This is a genomic window from Lactobacillus sp. ESL0259 (assembly GCF_003693045.1).
Taxonomy (GTDB): domain Bacteria; phylum Bacillota; class Bacilli; order Lactobacillales; family Lactobacillaceae; genus Lactobacillus; species Lactobacillus melliventris.
The window spans coordinates 115,708-134,437 of sequence record NZ_REHP01000009.1 but is presented as its reverse complement, the minus strand read 5'-3'; the positions used below and the strand labels follow the sequence as shown (position 1 = coordinate 134,437).

Annotated in this window: 11 protein-coding genes and 2 tRNA genes; 11 read left to right on the top strand and 2 right to left on the bottom strand. The window is 38.1% G+C overall.

All coding sequences use genetic code 11. The features are described 5' to 3' along the window. Positions 1–9: 9 nt before the first annotated feature. From hslO to lysS, 5 genes are all read left to right on the top strand, one after another. On the top strand, positions 10–885 hold the full coding sequence (gene hslO, locus F5ESL0259_RS06645; protein ID WP_110446440.1) for an Hsp33 family molecular chaperone HslO: 876 nt from the start codon (positions 10–12) through the stop codon (positions 883–885). 70 nt (positions 886–955) lie between these two features. Continuing rightward, on the top strand, positions 956–2,542 hold the full coding sequence (locus tag F5ESL0259_RS06640; RefSeq protein WP_122037893.1) for an ABC transporter ATP-binding protein: 1,587 nt from the start codon (positions 956–958) through the stop codon (positions 2,540–2,542). Positions 2,543–2,643: 101 nt separating this feature from the next. Further along, positions 2,644–3,270 (top strand): histidine phosphatase family protein, encoded by a 627-nt coding sequence (locus tag F5ESL0259_RS06635; protein ID WP_122037892.1) that lies wholly within the window; start codon positions 2,644–2,646, stop codon positions 3,268–3,270. A 113-nt stretch (positions 3,271–3,383) separates the two neighbouring features. After that, positions 3,384–4,403: a tRNA dihydrouridine synthase DusB gene (gene dusB / locus F5ESL0259_RS06630; RefSeq protein WP_122037891.1), complete on the top strand. Its 1,020-nt coding sequence runs from the start codon at positions 3,384–3,386 to the stop codon at positions 4,401–4,403. A 17-nt stretch (positions 4,404–4,420) separates the two neighbouring features. Further along, complete coding sequence (gene lysS, locus F5ESL0259_RS06625) at positions 4,421–5,962, top strand: lysine--tRNA ligase (RefSeq protein ID WP_122037890.1); 1,542 nt, start codon at positions 4,421–4,423, stop codon at positions 5,960–5,962. 68 nt (positions 5,963–6,030) lie between these two features. Here lysS and F5ESL0259_RS06620 read toward each other — a convergent pair whose 3' ends face one another. Beyond that, on the bottom strand, positions 6,031–6,900 hold the full coding sequence (locus F5ESL0259_RS06620) for a DUF2785 domain-containing protein (protein WP_122037889.1): 870 nt from the start codon (positions 6,898–6,900) through the stop codon (positions 6,031–6,033). Between the two features lie 143 nt (positions 6,901–7,043). On the opposite strand from F5ESL0259_RS06620, the gene F5ESL0259_RS06615 reads away from it, so the two are divergent. The 5 genes from F5ESL0259_RS06615 to rpoC all read left to right on the top strand — a co-directional run bounded on the left by F5ESL0259_RS06615 (position 7,044) and on the right by rpoC (position 17,540). Next, positions 7,044–7,115, top strand: a tRNA-Gly gene (locus tag F5ESL0259_RS06615). A 43-nt stretch (positions 7,116–7,158) separates the two neighbouring features. After that, positions 7,159–7,232: transfer RNA gene (locus tag F5ESL0259_RS06610), tRNA-Pro, on the top strand. Positions 7,233–7,519: 287 nt separating this feature from the next. Next, positions 7,520–10,015, top strand: a complete 2,496-nt coding sequence (locus tag F5ESL0259_RS06605) for an ATP-dependent Clp protease ATP-binding subunit (protein WP_122037888.1) — start codon at positions 7,520–7,522, stop codon at positions 10,013–10,015. Positions 10,016–10,225: 210 nt separating this feature from the next. After that, positions 10,226–13,864 (top strand): DNA-directed RNA polymerase subunit beta, encoded by a 3,639-nt coding sequence (gene rpoB / locus F5ESL0259_RS06600; protein ID WP_122026354.1) that lies wholly within the window; start codon positions 10,226–10,228, stop codon positions 13,862–13,864. A gap of 16 nt (positions 13,865–13,880) precedes the next feature. Further along, on the top strand, positions 13,881–17,540 hold the full coding sequence (rpoC, locus tag F5ESL0259_RS06595; RefSeq protein ID WP_122037887.1) for a DNA-directed RNA polymerase subunit beta': 3,660 nt from the start codon (positions 13,881–13,883) through the stop codon (positions 17,538–17,540). A 70-nt stretch (positions 17,541–17,610) separates the two neighbouring features. On the opposite strand, the gene F5ESL0259_RS06590 is transcribed toward rpoC, so the two are convergent. Then, complete coding sequence (locus tag F5ESL0259_RS06590; RefSeq protein WP_110446432.1) at positions 17,611–17,979, bottom strand: DUF3021 family protein; 369 nt, start codon at positions 17,977–17,979, stop codon at positions 17,611–17,613. Between the two features lie 204 nt (positions 17,980–18,183). Here F5ESL0259_RS06590 and F5ESL0259_RS06585 point away from each other — a divergent pair, with 204 nt between their 5' ends. After that, positions 18,184–18,699, top strand: coding sequence for an ECF transporter S component (locus F5ESL0259_RS06585; protein ID WP_110446431.1), 516 nt, complete (start codon positions 18,184–18,186; stop codon positions 18,697–18,699). The last annotated feature ends 31 nt before the right edge of the window (positions 18,700–18,730 follow it).

Below are 18,730 nucleotides of genomic sequence, written 5' to 3'. Positions count from 1 at the left end.
GAGAATAAAATGAGTGATTATTTAATTAAAGCAATTGATAAGACTAAAAATTTACGTTTGTTAACGATTACTGCCAAGGATTTGGTTCAAGAAGCACAAACTCGGCATGATACCTGGTCAGCTTCTTCCGCTGTTCTTGGCCGTACTTTGCTTGCAGGTGTTTTACTCGCCGGTGCTGAACTCACAGACCAGGAGGAGTTGACGATCAGACTTTTAGGTAATGGTCCAGTAGGTCCAACGATAGTCACAGCCAAATCAGACTTAACTGTTAAGGGTTATGTTAAAAATCCCCATATTGCTTTACCACCAAAAGAAAATGGTCATATTGATGTTAAAAAAGCCGTCGGTGCAGGATGGCTTGAAGTTACTAAAGATTTGGGCTTAAAAGAGCCCTATACGGGTCAAGTACCTATTGTTTCTGGTGAGATTGCAGAAGATATTGCATATTATTTAACCAAATCTGAGCAGATTCCTTCGGCTGTTGGCTTGTCAGTTTTTGTTAATCCCAATAATACTATAGGTGAGGCAAGTGGATTTATGTTGCAGGCATTGCCGGGTGCTTCAGACAGTTTAATAACTAAGACTATTGCACGCATCAATAATTTGCCAACACTTTCTAGTGCTTTTTTAGCTGGTTTGACTCCTGAAAAATTGGCAGCTATGATTCTAGGCGATGACTGTAAGATTTTAGAAAAAGATGAAGTTGCCTTCAAGTGTGATTGTTCTAAAGAAAAATATGGCAAGATTTTAGCAACAATGAAGAAAAGTCAAATCGAAGCCATGATAAATGAAGATCACGGAGCGGAATTGACTTGTAGTTTTTGTGGCAATAAATACCACTATACAGAAGATGAATTAAAAGCAATTTTGACTAAAGTTAATTAATAAGTTATTGTCGTATTAGTGATAAATATGTTTTGATTTATTTGAGTTAGAATTTTGAAAAGGAAAGAAAATGGTTGGGCAATATTTACGACAGGTAGCTGACAGAATAGGAATATTAAAAATAGTATTTTTTGGTGTATTTCTTTTTGTCGCCTATGCCGTGTATTTTGCACAACCATATTTAATTACTGCATTATTTCAAGCCCATTTAAGTACAAATTTGCAAATATTGTTAGTCCTTGCTCTTGCAGTCTCATTGATGATGATGCCGTTAATAAACAGTTGTAATAATTCATTTATTCAGGCTGTAAGAAAATTTTCTAAACAAATTTTATGGGAGTCAATAGTTAATAAGCCTTTTAGCTACTTTTCTGATAAACCAGTGGGAAAGGTTCAAAGCTACATTAAAGATGTTTCATTTGCATGTCGAGAGTTGGAGCAATCCGGCCTGGAAGTAATAGTGCAAATGTCTGTCATGCTTATTATGTATACAATAATGTTAAGTCTACAAAATATCTTTGTCGGTATTTTGTATTTATTATTCTTTATTAGTTATATGTTGATTTCGGTGTGGATGGCCAGACGAAATAGGGATAATGTAGCTGCATCGCTTAAAAGTGCTTCTAAAGTCAACGAATATATCATTGATTATTACAGTAACATTGAAACGATTTTATCAACTAATTCCAAAGACTTTGAAGAACGGAATATGGATAAAATGTTGAATGATGAACAAAAGACTTTTATCAAGGTTCAAAGAATTACTAACGAGGCCTCTCTGTTCCAGCAATTTTTAATTGTGATTTTGGCTTGCATTATTACGGTTTTAGGGCAATGTTTAATTGGCACTAAAGAAAATCAAGCACTTTCTTTGATCCTAATTCTGCTATATTCTATTGTTAATTTGTCTGGCTTTGGCACCCAGTACTTAGCGATTGAAGAATTTTTAAACAGAATTCGTTCTGGCCTCTCGGAATTAGAGTACGGGAAAAAATCAACTGAGTATCCATCACATGTTCAATTTGATTCAAACAAAAAAGCAATAATCTTCAAACATCTCAGTTATTCTTACAAAAAGAAACAAGATGTTTTTAAAGATTTGAACTTAGAGTTTAAAAAAGGCAGAATAACTGCACTTGTAGGACCTAACGGCACTGGTAAAAGTACGTTACTTAAACTGTTAACTGGTTTTTATCAGCCACAAGCTGGTCAAATTATTTTGCCTTTTGCCAGTAAGCCACAACTTATGTACTTGCCGCAAAATGCACAATTATTCAACCGTTCAATATTGGATAACATTTGTTACCCTGATAATAAAGTTTCACCTGATATTTTGCTAAAACTGATTGAAGAAATCAATTTAACCACCTTGATTCATTCCGTTACCGATTTAACCAATAAAACACCAGGAGACTTTAAAAATAAAATATCTGGTGGTGAGAAACAAAAAATTTTGTTTCTAAGAGCAATTGTTGCAAAACCTCAGATTTTATTACTGGATGAATTTACCAGTAACTTAGACGAGAATACAATTACTATTGTTTACGATATGATTAAAAAATATTTACCAGGGACCACCATTATTAGTGTTGTTCATCGTTTTGAAGAATTGCAATATTATGACGAAGTGGTGCGACTAGAGCAGAATTATAGCTAAAAATCATGCCCGCTTTTTCTTCTTTTCTGGAGATTAAAAGTGCGGTTAGTATCAACTTTGCTATAATGAAAGAGTTGAATGAAAAGTAAAGGAGAAAATAAATGCTAAACGTATATATAGTTCGTCACGGCCAAACGGACACTAATAAAACTTTTGGTATAAATGGCTCAGGAACTAACTTACCATTAAATGAAACAGGCAGACAACAAGCCGAAAATCTACGCGACAGTTTTGACATTAACAAGATTGATTATGTATATTCCAGTCCTTTAAAAAGAGCGCGAGAAACAGCAGAAATTTTAAACCAGGGTAAACATGAGATTTTGATTGATGACCGTTTAACCGAAATGAATTATGGCAACTGGGATGGTAAAGATGTTCACGAAATAATTGCAAAGTATCCTCAAGTATTTGATGAACTGGGTTATTTCAAAGAAAATTACAGTGATTATTGCACCGGTGAAACCTACCAGCATTTGGCAGACAGACTAATGGATTTCTGGCATGACCTAATTAAAAATCATGAAAATGAGTCGGTTTTATTAGTGTTTCATGGCACTGCTTCTCGTTCTCTGGTCCAGAATGTTTTGCAGATACCTAAAATTGCTTTGGTTGGCGAAATTCAAAATGCTGGCGTAATCAATATTTCCGTTGATGAAGCTTCCCAAAAACCGTTTTTGCGTTATTATAATAGAGTTGCACCTGGAAAATTTTTTATCGAAAAGTAATTAAAGATTGATATAGATATCAAGGGTTAACTTTTTATTACGAAAAGTACCATGAATTTTGCTTATAGAATCCTTTTTGTTAAGATATTATGGTGTTTTGAAAGGGTGATTTAGTGGATAATAGTTGGAAAATTCGTGATATTACTATTCCCAATCGTGTTGTAGTGGCTCCAATGGCTGGAGTGTCAAATTCGGCTTTTAGAATGATTTGTAAGGAATTCGGCGCAGGCTTAGTTGTCTGTGAAATGATCTCGGATCATGGCATTATATATCGTAACAAAAAAACTATGTCTATGATGAAGGTTGATCCGCGTGAGCACCCCATGAGTATTCAAATTTTTGGTGGTACTGAAGATACTTTACTTGAAGCAGCACAATATATTGACCAACATACTGCTGCAGACATTATAGATATTAATATGGGCTGTCCGGTTCCTAAAGTAACCAAAACAGATGCGGGCTCCAAATGGCTGCTTGATTCTAATAAAATTTACCAGATGGTTCACAAAGTTGTTCAAAATGTGCAAAAGCCAGTTTCCGTCAAAATGCGTATTGGCTGGGATCGCAAACATATTTTTGCAGTAGAAAACGCCTTGGCAGCGCAGGAAGCTGGTGCCAGCATGATTGCTATGCATGGTAGAACTCGTAAGCAAATGTATATGGGTGAAGCTGACTGGGAAACATTGCACGATGTAGCACAAGTACTTGATATTCCTTTTGTGGCTAACGGTGATATAACGACGCCGGAATTAGCTAAAAAAGCTTTGGATGAGATTGGATCAACTGCAGTCATGATAGGTCGCGCAGCCTTGGGTAATCCCTGGATAGTTAAAAATATGGTGCACTATTTAGAAACCGGTGAGAAACTCAAACCGCAGACGGTCCGTGAAAAGGTTGCTACAGCTAAACACCAATTAAAAGGTTTAGTTGAATTAAAAGGGGAAAAAATTGCAGTGCCTGAATTTCGCCAGCAAGCAGCCTACTATTTAAAGGGAGTTCCCCGTTCTGCACGTACTCGTGCTAAAATAAATGAAGTTTGGACGGCACAAGAAGTTTATGATTTGCTTGACAATTTCGTTGATGATTATGAAAAAAGGCAAAAACAAAAGACTGTCAGAAGTGATGTTAATTAATAATGGAGGAAATGTAATTGGCTAAAAATGAAATGAATGACCAATTAATCGTTCGGCGCCAAAAGTTAGATGAATTAAGAGAGAATGGTATCGAACCTTTTGGAATGAGAAAGTTTGATCGGCAAGATTTAGCGCGGTCTTTGAATGAAAAATATTCTCAAGATGATAAAGATGAGCTAAACAAGGAATTGCCTAAGACTAAAATTGCTGGCAGAATGCTGGCTAAAAGGGGTAAAGGTAAAGTCGGTTTTGCGGATCTCTATGATCGGACAGGCAAAATACAGATTTATGTTCGTAAGGACATTGTCGGTGAAGACAATTATAAGATTTTTAAAAAGTCCGATATTGGCGACTTCTTGGGTATTGACGGCGAGGTTATGAAAACTGATACCGGTGAGTTAACGATTCGCGCAACTCATGTTACCTTTTTATCTAAGGCTTTACGTCCATTGCCAGAAAAATATCATGGTTTAAAAGACGTTGAACAAATATATCGTCAACGTTATCTCGATTTAATTACCAATCGCGAAAGTTATGAACGTTTTGTAAATAGAACAAAAATTATTCAAGCTATTCGTGACTATTTGAACAGCAAGGACTTCTTGGAAGTTGAAACTCCTGTTTTGCATAACATTCCAGGTGGTGCAGAAGCACGGCCATTTATCACTCATCATAATGCTTTAGATATTGATTTGTACATGAGAATAGCTTTGGAATTACCTTTAAAGCGTTTGATTGTCGGTGATATGGAAAGAGTATACGAAATTGGTCGGGTATTTAGAAATGAAGGCCTTGACACACACCATAACCCTGAGTTTACTGAACTTGAGACTTACTGTGCTTACTGGGATTTCCATGATGTCATGGATGAAGCAGAAGGCATCATTCGTGCTGCTGCTAAAGTCGTATCAAATGATGGCAAAATTACTTATCAGGGGACAAATATTGATTTGGGTAAGCCTTTCCGCCGCGTTCATATGGTAGATATGATTAAAGAAAAGACTGGCGTTGATTTCTGGCAAAAGATGAGTGTAGCAGAAGCAACCAAAATTGCTGAAGACCATGACATCAAGGTTGAAAGCTTCTGGAAGGTTGGTCATATCATTAACGCCTTCTTTGAAAAATATTGCGAAGAAACAATTGTTGACCCTACTTTTGTTTATGGTCATCCAGTTGAAATTTCACCATTGGCTAAGAAAAATGCTGATGATCCTCGGTTTACCGATCGTTTTGAAATTTACATCATGGGTGAAGAGTACGGTAACGCCTTTTCAGAACTAAACGATCCAGATGACCAACGTGAGCGTTTTGAAGCACAAATGGCAGAACGTGAAGCTGGAAACGATGAAGCAGATATGATCGATGAAGATTATCTGCGTGCTATGGAATACGGTATGCCGCCAACAGGTGGTTTGGGCATCGGAATTGATAGATTGGTGATGCTTTTGACAGATGCACCTGCAATTAGGGATGTTTTACTATTCCCAACAATGCGCCCTGAACGAATTGAAGATATTGAACGCGAAGTCGAAGAAGACATGAAGAAAAAGAGCAAATAATAATTAAGAAAGCATTTTAAAAATGAGCCCTAAAATAATATTACTTTTGGGACTCATTTTTATTTTGTTTACAGTTGGTATCCCATTTGTTCGTTATATTCGGAAATCTTTTTAAGTAGATTATCTTTAACAGACTGGTTTGAAAAATAAAAATACCAGTTTTGAAGTAATTTGAGCCAGGAACTTAATCGATACCAGCTGATACGATCATTTTCTGCGAGCTGCTGATAAATTTTTTCGTTATAGCAGTTAATAAACGAATTAAACTCAGCAGTCGGTATTTTACCGAAATGAACGCCTTCAAAACAGGCAAAAGCTAACCGTTGCTCCTCATCATCAATAAACGGTCCTTGCATATTTTGAAAGACCGTTCCAATTATGGCCCAAATATCAGCAGTATTATTTGTTGTAAAATCTGGATGACTTAAAGTAGAGCCTAAAAAGTCGCTACCATGAGCAACACTGTGAGCCCAACCTTTATCTTTAACATAACCGCGGAAATCTTTTTCTTCCTTTAAATAGGAAATACTCCAGTTAAAAAGAGTTTTTCGCTCAGTCGCATTTAAAATCGAATGCTTTTTATCGTCATCTAAAATTAGGGAACCCAGTAATGCACTGAATGTTCTGAGAAAAATTAAATCGTTTTGTGGCTGATCGATGCCCTTAAACAGATTTTTTGAATTGATAAAATTGGTAAAAATTTTTGCTTTCTGCTTTGAAGTAAATGAATTTTCAAAAAAGCCGCGAGCAAAAAGCGTATAAACAACATCATCACGAAGATGTGGGTCAAGGTTTCCGATATTTTGCAACATATAGTCGATTTGACTATCATCAAAAGTGATTTTACCAGAATCTAAATTAACAAGTTTTTCCAGTTCTTTTTGCAATTCTGTAGCCTCCTTTTTATCTGACAGTGATATGATTTCATATTTGTGCATAACAGAATACTACCTTTTACTAGCAATTATGTTTTAGAAACTCTCAAAAGGCAAGCTTTCCCGTTAAAATACTTATTTTACGGATTTATTTTACTAAAAAAGGTTGCAAAATGAGATTGGTTTGCTATAATAATATTTGTCTTGCGGAAGTAGTTCAGTGGTAGAACATCACCTTGCCATGGTGGGGGTCGCGGGTTCGAATCCCGTCTTCCGCTCTAGGAAAAAGACTCACCAAAAGTGGTGAGTTTTTTTAATAAACGGGAAATAGCTCAGCTTGGTAGAGCGCTACGTTCGGGACGTAGAGGTCGCAGGTTCGAATCCTGTTTTCCCGATAATATGCAGTTACATTCTCATGCTGGTAATTTATTTTTGCTAGTATGAGAATTTTTAGTTTTCTATAGTTATAACAGACCACTTTTATTCTTACACAGGTATTATGTTGAAAAATTATTTCTAATAAATAATAAAGAAGGATTGGGTCGCACGAAGTGCTTGTCTTTGATATAATGATTGCAAAGTTTTTGACATGACACTTATATTTAGCCTCAAACAGAATATTTTACAAATTGTCAAAAAGGTTTATAGTGTATACACGTCATTTTTTAAAGGTGGTGCAATGATGAAAAAATCTTATACAACCAGTGCAAATCAAGTATTAGAAATTGCACGTGAACAAGCACAGAATTTTCATCATCGTTTAATTGGTACTGAACACGTACTACTTGCGATGGTAATTGAATCTGATGGTGAAGCTGGCAAAAATTTGCGGGCTTGGGGTGCAACACCGAAAGCGATTCGTGAAGAAATTGAACGTTATACAGGTTATGGCTCAGCTGGCAAAACCAGTTACATGCAGATGTCACCACGCCTCAGCATGGTTTTGGCATATGCTGGCACTTTAGCTGAACGAGAAGGTTCTGCTAAAATTAAAACCTGCCATATTTTATTAGGAATGGTCCTCAATGAGCAGATATTGGCTTCTGTGATTTTGCGTAATTTAAACATTGATCTTGATGGTTTGCGTAATGACATCCTGCACAGTTTAGGTGAAGATGAACAAGATATGGATGAAAATGATCAAGAGGATAGCAGTTGGTCAAGCTTTAATGGCTCTGAAGAAAGCACCAGTAGAAATTCCAGCACACCAACTCTTGATCAGGTTTCAGTCAACCTCAACGAGAGGGCTGAAAATGGTGAAATAGATCCAGTCATTGGGCGTGATCGTGAAGTAGCACGAGTGATTGAAATTTTATCTCGGCGTAATAAAAATAATCCTGTGTTGATTGGTGAACCAGGTGTAGGCAAGACGGCAGTGGCAGAAGCCATTGCGAGCGCCATTGTTGCTAAAAAAGTACCGCACGATTTATTAAAGAAGCAAGTGGTCTCACTGGATTTAGGTGGACTTGTTGCTGGTACAAAATATCGTGGTGAATTTGAAGACCGGATGAAAAAAATCATCAAGGAAATTACTGAGAATGGCAATATTATTCTCTTTGTTGATGAAATGCACACTCTCATTGGAGCTGGAGGCGCCGAAGGCTCAATTGATGCTGCAAATATTTTAAAGCCATCTTTAGCTCGAGGCGATATCCAAATGATTGGGGCAACAACTTTTGATGAGTATCAAAAGTATGTCGAAAAGGACCAAGCTTTAGCTCGTCGGTTCCAAATCGTGAGGTTAAATGAACCTTCTCGTGCTGAAACCTTAGCAATTTTAAATGGCTTAAAACCAAAATACGAAAAATTTCATCATGTAAAAATATCTAATTCTGCTTTAGAAAATGCAATTGATCTTTCTAGCCGCTATATTTCTGAGCGTTATTTACCAGATAAGGCAATTGATTTAATTGATGAGGCAAGTGCTGCGGTTAAGATTAAGTCAGGTAAAGGTTCTAACAATCAGTTATTGCAACTTAATGATCAAATCGAGAAGGTCATTGGCGAGAAGAATCATGCTGCAGTTAACCAGAATTTTGCTAAAGCTGCACAACTCCAGGAAAGACAAAATAGTTTGCAAAGAAGACAAGATGAATTAACAACAAAGCTTGATGAATCAACTAGTAAGGGTGCTATAGTTCAGCCTGAAGATGTTGCTAAAGTAGTTTCTAATTGGACCGGTGTTCCCGTTACCCAAATGAATCGGGATGAAACTAAACACTTAGCCAATTTGGAAAAAGACTTACATAAGCGCATCATTGGTCAGGACAAAGCAGTTTCTGCTGTCAGCAGGGCGGTCAGGCGAAGTCGCAGCGGTATTAAAGATGAAAATCGACCAATTGGTTCATTCCTATTTTTAGGTCCGACAGGGGTCGGTAAAACTGAGCTAGCAAAAGCAATCGCTGCAGCAATTTTTGGCTCTGAGAACAACTTGATTAGAATTGACATGTCTGAATATATGGATCAAATAGCTAATAGTAAATTGATTGGTTCTGCTCCGGGCTATGTTGGCTATGATGAGGGCGGCCAGTTGACTGAACAGGTTCGCCGCCATCCATATTCAGTAGTACTATTGGATGAAGTTGAAAAAGCTCACCCTGATGTATTCAACTTGTTGCTACAGGTTTTGGAAGATGGCTTTTTAACCGATTCCAAGGGCCGTAAAGTAGACTTTAAAAATACTATTATTATCATGACTTCCAATTTGGGTTCCCGTTCATTATTTGAAACGCAGGCTTTAGGATTTAATGCTGATAACACTAGTCAAACCAAGCTGCGTCAAGATCGCGTTCGGCAAGCACTTAAAGAGTTCTTTAGACCTGAATTCTTAAACAGGATTGATGAAACTATTATTTTTGATGAGCTTAATCAAAAGCAATTACGTCAAATAGTTACGCTTTTAACTCGTAAATTGATTGACCGTTTGCATAAACAAGGGGTTCAACTGAAAATTTCCACAGCTGCTTTGGATAAGATTGCAAAAGATGGTTATAATCCTGAAATGGGGGCAAGACCACTGCGCCGCGCAATTCAGAAGGATATTGAAGATAAGATTGCTTCACTGCTGATTAAAGGTGACCTCAAGAATGGTGACATTCTTAAAGTTGGGTGCAGTCACAATCACTTAAAATTTGATGTTTTAAAACCAAAAGATAATAATTTAGTCGGCGCAAAGTGAATTAATTGACACACCAATTTTATTTTGTTATAGTAGTGCATGATTAAAAAGCTGATTTTCAGGATTTTGCTGATCTATTGTCCAGCAAAATAATAATAGACAAAAACGACAAAGGTTGTTTTTGTCTTTTTTATGCATAAATTTCCGGCTTTTTGAAATTGTAATCAAAATGTAATATTAGCTTTCTCTGACAGAAAGGGTGTTTTCTCCTTGTTAAATGGACACGTAGTGAATTTTGGCAAACATCGGACAAGGCGCAGTTTTTCCCGCATTAAAGAAGTGCTGGATCTGCCTAACTTGACAGATGTGCAAACCGAATCATACCAATGGTTTTTGGATGAGGGTATTAAAGACGTTTTTGATGATATTATGCCAATTAGTGACTTTTCAGGTAAGCTTTCCCTGGAATATTTGGGCTATAAACTGCAAAAACCAAAATATACCGTTGATGAAGCACGTGATCATGATGCAACTTATGCTGCACCAATGCACGTTACTTTAAAACTGACCAATCAAAAAACCGGTGAGATTAAGACTCAAGATGTTTTCTTTGGTGATTTACCATTAATGACTGAATCTGGCTCATTTATTATTAATGGTGCTGAAAGGGTCATCGTTTCTCAATTAGTTAGATCACCAAGTGTTTATTATTCTGGTGATTATGACAAGAATGGTCGGCAAATTTTTGGTACTACTGTGATACCAAACCGTGGTGCCTGGCTTGAGTATGAAACTGATGCTAAGAATGTTTCTTACGTTCGCGTTGATCGTACTCGTAAATTGCCACTAACTGTTTTAATCAGGGCACTGGGAATTAGTTCGGATGACGAGATTTTAGACCTATTTGGTCAGAGTGATACGCTACAATTCACTTTGGATAAAGATGTCCATAAGAATCCGGCTGATTCTCGTGTAGCTGAAGCGTTAAAAGATATTTATGAGCGCCTGCGTCCTGGTGAGCCCAAGACCACTGACTCTTCACGTTCACTTCTTTATGCACGCTTCTTTGACCCACGTCGCTATGACTTAGCACCCGTTGGTCGATATAAAGTTAATAAGAAGTTATCTTTAAAGAGTCGCTTGTATGGTCAAACTCTGGCAGAAACTTTGGCAGACCCTGATACAGGTGAAATTATCGTTAAAAAGGGTACAGTTGTGACCCATGAAGTGATGGATACTCTAGAAAAGTATCTTGATCGCGATGACTTTAAGATGGTTACTTATCAACCATCCAAAGAGGGCGTTTTACCTGATCCAATTAATGTTCAAGAGATAAAAGTTTACTCGAAGGTAAATCCTGAACGTGTTGTTAAATTAATTTCTAACGGTCATATTGATAAAAAAGTTAAGTATTTAACTCCAGCTGACGTGGTTGCTTCTATTAATTATTTCTTCTTGTTGCAAGATGAAATTGGTAACACTGATGATATTGATCACTTAGGTAACCGTCGTATTCGTCGTGTTGGTGAATTGTTGCAAAACCAGTTTAGAATTGGTTTGGCCCGGATGGAACGTGTTGTTAGAGAAAGAATGTCAATTCAAGACCCTTCAACTGTGACGCCGCAACAATTAATTAATATCAGGCCAATTGTGGCAAGTATTAAAGAGTTCTTTGGTTCATCACAACTGTCACAGTTTATGGACCAGCACAACCCGCTGGGTGAATTAACTCATAAGCGCCGTATGTCTGCTTTGGGGCCTGGTGGTTTAACACGTGATCGTGCTGGATACGAGGTGCGTGATGTTCACTATACTCAATATGGTCGTTTGTGCCCAATTGAGACTCCTGAAGGTCCTAACATTGGTTTGATTAACTCTCTTGCTACATACGCAGTTATTAATAAATATGGCTTTATCGAAACGCCATATCGTCGGGTTTCCTGGACCACACACAAGGTAACTAATAAAATTGATTACCTCACCGCTGATGTTGAGGATAACTACATTATCGCTGGTGCCAATACTCCGCTTAATCCGGATGGTTCATTTAAAGATGATCTTGTTTTAGCACGTCATAAGGAAGATAACGTCGAAGTTAGTCCAGATAAAATTGACTACATGGATGTTATTCCTAAACAAGTTGTTTCTGTTGCTTCAGCATGTATTCCGTTTTTGGAAAATGATGACTCTAACCGTGCTTTAATGGGCGCTAACCAGCAAAGACAAGCTGCACCTTTAATTAATCCACACAGCTGTCTTGTTGGTACTGGGATGGAATATCGTGCAGCACATGATTCCGGTGCAGCAGTTTTGGCTAAAGCCGCTGGTACAGTTGAATATGTCGATGCCAACACTATCAGAGTAAGACGTGCTGACAGTACACTGGATAAGTACACTCTGGAAAAATATCGTCGTTCAAACAACTCGAAATCATACAATCAGACTCCTAACGTTAAGTTAGGCGACAAAGTTGTAAAGGGTGAAGTAATTGCCAATGGACCAACAATGGATCATGGCGAATTGGCTTTGGGTCAAAACCCAGTTATCGCTTTTATGACTTGGAACATGTATAACTACGAAGATGCCATCATGCTTTCTGAACGTCTGGTAAAAGATGATGTTTATACTTCAATCAGTATTGAAGATTATGAATCAGAAGCCCGTGACACTAAGCTTGGCCCTGAAGAGATTACACGTGAATTGCCAAACGTTGGTGAGGATGCACTTAAGGATCTCGATGGTCAAGGAATTGTCCGTGTAGGTGCTGAAGTTCATGACGGAGACATTTTGGTAGGAAAAGTTACGCCTAAAGGTGTTACTGAACTATCAGCTGAAGAAAGACTGCTGCATGCCATTTTTGGTGAAAAAGCTCGTGAAGTGCGTGACACGTCATTACGTGTTCCTCACGGTGGTGGCGGTATTGTCCGTGATGTCAAAGTTTATACTAGAGAAAATGGTGATGAACTATCTCCTGGTGTTAATACTTTAGTCCGGGTCTACATTGCACAAAAGAGAAAGATCCAAGTCGGCGATAAAATGTCTGGTCGTCACGGTAACAAAGGTACTGTTGCCGCAGTAGTACCAGAAGAAGATATGCCATATTTACCAGATGGTACTCCAGTTGATATTTGTTTAAACCCAATGGGTGTTCCTTCACGTATGAATATTGGTCAGCTTTTGGAATTACACCTTGGCCGTGCTGCAGATAACTTGGGTATTCATGTTGCTACACCAGTATTTGATGGAGCAAGTGAAGACGATGTTTGGGATACTGTTCATAAGGCCGGTATTGATAAAGATGGTAAAACAGTTCTTTATGATGGCCGTACCGGTGAGCCTTTCCACAACCGGGTTTCTGTTGGTATCATGCACTATCTGAAGTTGACCCACATGGTTGACGACAAGATTCACGCACGTTCAATTGGGCCTTACTCATTAGTAACGCAACAACCTCTTGGTGGTAAAGCACAGTTTGGTGGACAGCGTTTTGGTGAAATGGAAGTTTGGGCTCTGGAAGCTTATGGTGCAGCATACACTTTGCAGGAAATTTTGACTTATAAATCAGATGATGTTGTTGGCCGTGTCAAAGCTTATGAAGCTATTGTCAAGGGTGAAAGAATTCCAAAACCAGGTGTTCCTGAATCATTCCGTGTCCTAGTTAAAGAATTGCAATCTTTAGGATTGGATATTCGTGTTCTTGACATGAATCATAAAGAAATTGAATTGCGTGATATGGATGATGATTCAAATGAGCATTTGAACATTGATACTCTTTCAAAGATGGCTGAAGAGCAACAAAAGAAGAAGTTGGCCGCAGAAACTGCAGATTCTGAAGATAATGAAGAAGCAGCAGAGGAATTGGATACCCCTGTAGATCAGTCTGACGATGATAATAAGATTTCTCAATAAGTAGGAGGTTAAACTTTTGATCGACGTAAATAAATTTGAAAGCATGCAAATTGGCCTTGCATCTCCGAATAAAATTCGCAGCTGGTCATACGGTGAAGTTAAAAAACCAGAAACTATTAATTACCGTACTTTAAAGCCGGAAAAAGATGGTTTGTTTGATGAACGAATTTTCGGACCGACTAAGGATTGGTCATGTGCATGTGGTAAATATAAAGGTGTGAGATACCGCGGGATCGTCTGTGATCGTTGTGGTGTTGAAGTTACCTCCTCTAAAGTTAGAAGAGAACGAATGGGTCATATTGAATTGGCCGCACCAGTTACTCATATTTGGTATTTTAAAGGGATTCCATCAAGAATGGGACTCATTTTGGATATTTCTCCGAGACTCCTTGAAGAAGTTATCTATTTTGCGGCTTATATTGTAATTGATCCTGGTGATACCGATCTAGAATTTAAACAACTTTTAACAGAGGCAGAATACCGGGAACAGAAAGAAAAATACGGTAATCGCTTTACGGCCAAAATGGGTGCTGAAGCAATTCGTGATTTGTTACGTAAAGTTGATTTAAATAAGGAAGTTACCGATTTAAAGAAAGAACTGGAAACTGCTACTGGTCAAAAACGTACACGTGCTATCAGAAGACTTGATATTCTGGATGCATTTAAAGATTCTGGTAATAAGCCAGAATGGATGGTTATTGATGCTGTCCCAGTTATACCACCAGACTTGCGCCCGATGGTTCAACTTGAAGGTGGACGGTTTGCGACCTCTGACCTAAATGATTTATACAGAAGAGTAATTAACCGTAACAATCGTTTAAAGAGACTGTTAGATCTAAATGCTCCTAATATTATTGTGCAAAACGAAAAACGGATGCTGCAAGAAGCAGTAGATGCGTTAATTGATAATGGCCGCCGTGGACGGTCTGTAGTAGGACCAGGTAACCGCCCGCTGAAATCTTTATCGCATATGCTTAAAGGTAAGCAGGGACGTTTCCGTCAGAACCTGCTTGGTAAACGTGTTGACTATTCCGGTCGTTCCGTTATTGATGTTTCACCAAAATTGAAATTCTATCAATGTGGTGTTCCGCGTCCGATGGCCTTGGAATTGTTTAAACCATTTGTCATGCATGAGCTTGTTAAGCGTAAGATTGCTACAAATATCAAGAGTGCTAAGCGGAAAATTGACCGCGAAGACGATGATGTCTGGGATGTACTTGAGGATGTTATTAAGGAAAGAACGGTATTGCTAAACCGTGCCCCTACTTTGCACCGTTTGAGTATTCAGGCCTTCGAACCAGTTTTGGTACCTGGAAAGTCCATTCGTCTGCACCCACTTGCTTGTGAGGCTTACAACGCTGACTTTGATGGTGACCAGATGGCGATTCACGTGCCTCTGTCAGATGAGGCTGTTGCTGAATCAAGAATGTTAATGCTGGCTGCTCACCATATTCTTGCTCCTAAGGATGGTAAACCAATTGTTACTCCATCACAGGATATCGTTTTGGGTAACTACTGGTTGACTCAGGCTGAAAAGGGTCGTGAAGGTGAAGGAATGATTTTCAATTCACCTGATGAAGCGACAGTTGCTTACACTAACGGTGACATTCATTACCACACTATTATCGGAATGTCTGCTGACTCAATGCCGAAGAAAGCATGGCCTAAAGGTTATGAACATGGCATTTTTGTTACTACATACGGCAGAATCATTTTCAATCAAATTTTCCCAGAAGATTATTTCTACGTTAATGAACCAACTGAAGAAAACTTGAATAATCCTCTTGCTGCCAAGTACTTCTTGGAGCCTGGCGAAGATATTCATGAGAAAATTGACAGCGTGGCAAATGACTTGATTTCTACACCATTTAAGAAGTCCTTCTTGTCTGATTCTATTGCTACAATTTACAAGTATTACAAGGTTCAAAGAACTTCAGAATATCTTGATGATTTGAAGACTTTAGGCTATACCAGTTCGACCACTTCTGGTATTACGATTGGTATGACCGACGTTCCCGAAATTCAGGATAAAGATGAAAAAGTTGCAAAAGCCCACAAACAAGTTGATGTGGTGTCTAAGCAGTTTAGACGCGGTTTAATTACCGAACAGGAACGTCATGATCGTGTAATTAGCATTTGGAATGATTGTAAGGATCAAGTCCAAGATGAAATTGCTCAGATTTATGACCCGCGTAATCCTATTACCATCATGGCTGACTCTGGTGCGCGTGGTAATATTTCAAACTTTACCCAACTTGCTGGTATGCGTGGCTTAATGGCTACTCCAAACGGTGGTTTGTTCGAAATTCCAGTTACTTCCAACTTTAAGGAAGGCTTGTCAGTTCTAGAACTGTTCATGTCAACTCACGGTGCACGTAAGGGTATGACGGATACTGCTTTAAAGACTGCACAATCTGGTTACTTAACTCGGCGGTTAGTCGATGTTGCGCAAGACGTTATTATCCGTGAAGATGATTGTGGTACCGATCGCGGTATTGATGTTCACGCAATCATGGAAGGTGACGAATTAATTGAGCCACTCTACGATCGCTTATTGGGACGCTTTACTGCCGAAACGGTTAAAGATCCTAGAACCGGTGCCACAATTATCGGTCGTAACGTTATGATGGATGAAAACTTGGCTCACCAAATTTGCGATGCAGGTGTGACTAACGTAAAGATTAGATCAATCTTAACTTGTGACACGCCACATGGTGTTTGCCGGAAATGTTATGGTATGAACTTAGCTACAGGTGAAGAAGTTGAAGTTGGTGAAGCAGTTGGTACTGTTGCCGCTCAATCAATTGGTGAACCTGGTACGCAGCTGACTTTGCGTACTTTCCACAATGGTGGTGTTGCCGGTGCTGAAGATATTACTCAAGGTCTTCCTCGTGTGCAAGAGTTGTTTGAAGCTCGTAACCCTAAGGGTCGTGCCATAATTTCTGAAGTTGATGGTGTAGTTGATTCAATTCAAGAGAATCCTGCTGAACATACTCGTGAAATTACTGTTAAAGGTAAGATCGATACCAGAAGCTACAGTGTTCCTTATACTGCGTCAGTAGCAGTTGCCGAGGGCGATGAAGTTCAACGTGGCGATAAGTTAACTCTTGGTTCAATTGATCCGAAAGAGTTGATTCAAGTTACAGATACTTTAACTACTGAAGAGTACATTCTGGTTGAAGTCCAAAAAGCATATAGAATGCAGGGTGTTGATATTTCTGACAAGCACGTCGAAGTATTAACCAGACAGATGTTACAAAAAGTTCGTGTGCTTGATCCTGGTGAGACCGACTTGTTGCCGGGCGAGATTATGGATATTGGTCAATTTAAAGATCGCAACACATCTGTGATTATTTCTGGTGGTATACCTGCAACTGCACAAAGTGTAATTCTGGGTATTACCAAAGCTGCCCTTGAAACTAACAGTTTCTTATCAGCTGCGTCATTCCAGGAAACAACTCGTGTCCTAACAGATGCTTCTATTCGTGGCAAGAATGATCCATTACTTGGATTAAAGGAAAATGTTATTATCGGTAAGATCATTCCAGCTGGTACTGGTCTTCCAATTTATCGTGATATGGAACCCGAGTCAGATGTAAAGAAACCTAAATCTGTTTACTCAATCGCAGACATTGAGAAGAAGATGAAGGAAGCCGATCAGGCTAGGGAATCATAAACTCAATTAATCAAAAAAACTGTTCCGTTAGAAATTCCTAACGGAGCAGTTTTTTGTTTGTTCAAATTTATTACTTTAAAATCCTACCAAATAGAATATATGATATTGTCCATAAAATAATGCCAACATTCAGAAGGAAGCCAAATATTTTTACTAAGTCTAGTATTGATTTAGTTGGGAACCAGCCACTGAATACTAAACAAGGATACACGGTAACCAGTATGATTAGAAAATGAACGACAGATTGTTTTTTTAATGACCAACTTTCGACATCATAAATAACAGAGGTTGCTGCAACTGCGGTTATTATTAGTCCCGTGATAAATGTCGATGTGACGCTATAATCATCGATATGTTGCAATTTCATAATTCCTGAAAATATACTCATAATGATAAACGGTATGGCGCCACGTATTACTGCAGATAAAATATAGTGCATCGTTTTTCCTCAATAAACTTTTGATTTTCTTATTTCAAAGATTTTATCATAGGCTAAATCGTAATAGAAGATACGGGTTTTAGTTAAATGAGTTTTATAGTTATAACCCAGCTAAAAAATTTTGTCATTTGTAATTTTATGAATGATTAGTGATAATTTTATTAAATAATGTTATAATCGGAAAAAGGCACAAGGGAGATGTTGATGGTGAAGGAAGACGATTTTTCTTTAAAACAACTGGTATTATTAGCATTATTAACTGCGATTAACGTTGTTGTCAGTCGTATTTTCATTATTCCTATGCCTTTGACTCACGGTAATATCAATTTATGTGATGCAATTATTTATTTAGTAGCATTATTATATGGGCCAGTTGCCGGTGGTATAGTTGGCGGACTTTCAGGATTTTTGCTTGACCTACTTGGCGGATACGGACAGTTTATGCTCTTTTCTCTTGTTGTCCACGGTTTAGAAGGTTTCTTTGTAGGATTAGTCTTTAGATACTGGAACTTAGGAAATCAAATAGTCAAGGGGGTAATTGCCGGAGTAGTAGGAGTATTTTTTATGGTAGCCGGGTATTTTGTTACTAACACAGTCCTTTATACATTTGCTGCAGGCCTTGCTAGTCTTTTTACCAATACCATTCAAGGAGTTGTTAGTGTGGTAATAGCCATCGTTTTGCTGCCGAGCTTGCAACATTTAATGGCAAGATACGGTTAGTATTTATTTGTAAATTATTTTAGATTCATAA

Bases quoted from the DNA above. Each gene is read 5' to 3' on its own strand.
- hslO (WP_110446440.1), top strand. From the start codon at position 10: ATGAGTGATTATTTAATTAAAGCAATTGATAAGACTAAAAATTTACGT.
- F5ESL0259_RS06640 (WP_122037893.1), top strand. From the start codon at position 956: ATGGTTGGGCAATATTTACGACAGGTAGCTGACAGAATAGGAATATTA.
- F5ESL0259_RS06635 (WP_122037892.1), top strand. From the start codon at position 2,644: ATGCTAAACGTATATATAGTTCGTCACGGCCAAACGGACACTAATAAA.
- F5ESL0259_RS06620 (WP_122037889.1), bottom strand. From the start codon at position 6,900: ATGCACAAATATGAAATCATATCACTGTCAGATAAAAAGGAGGCTACA.
- F5ESL0259_RS06605 (WP_122037888.1), top strand. From the start codon at position 7,520: ATGAAAAAATCTTATACAACCAGTGCAAATCAAGTATTAGAAATTGCA.
- F5ESL0259_RS06590 (WP_110446432.1), bottom strand. From the start codon at position 17,979: ATGCACTATATTTTATCTGCAGTAATACGTGGCGCCATACCGTTTATC.
- F5ESL0259_RS06585 (WP_110446431.1), top strand. From the start codon at position 18,184: ATGGTGAAGGAAGACGATTTTTCTTTAAAACAACTGGTATTATTAGCA.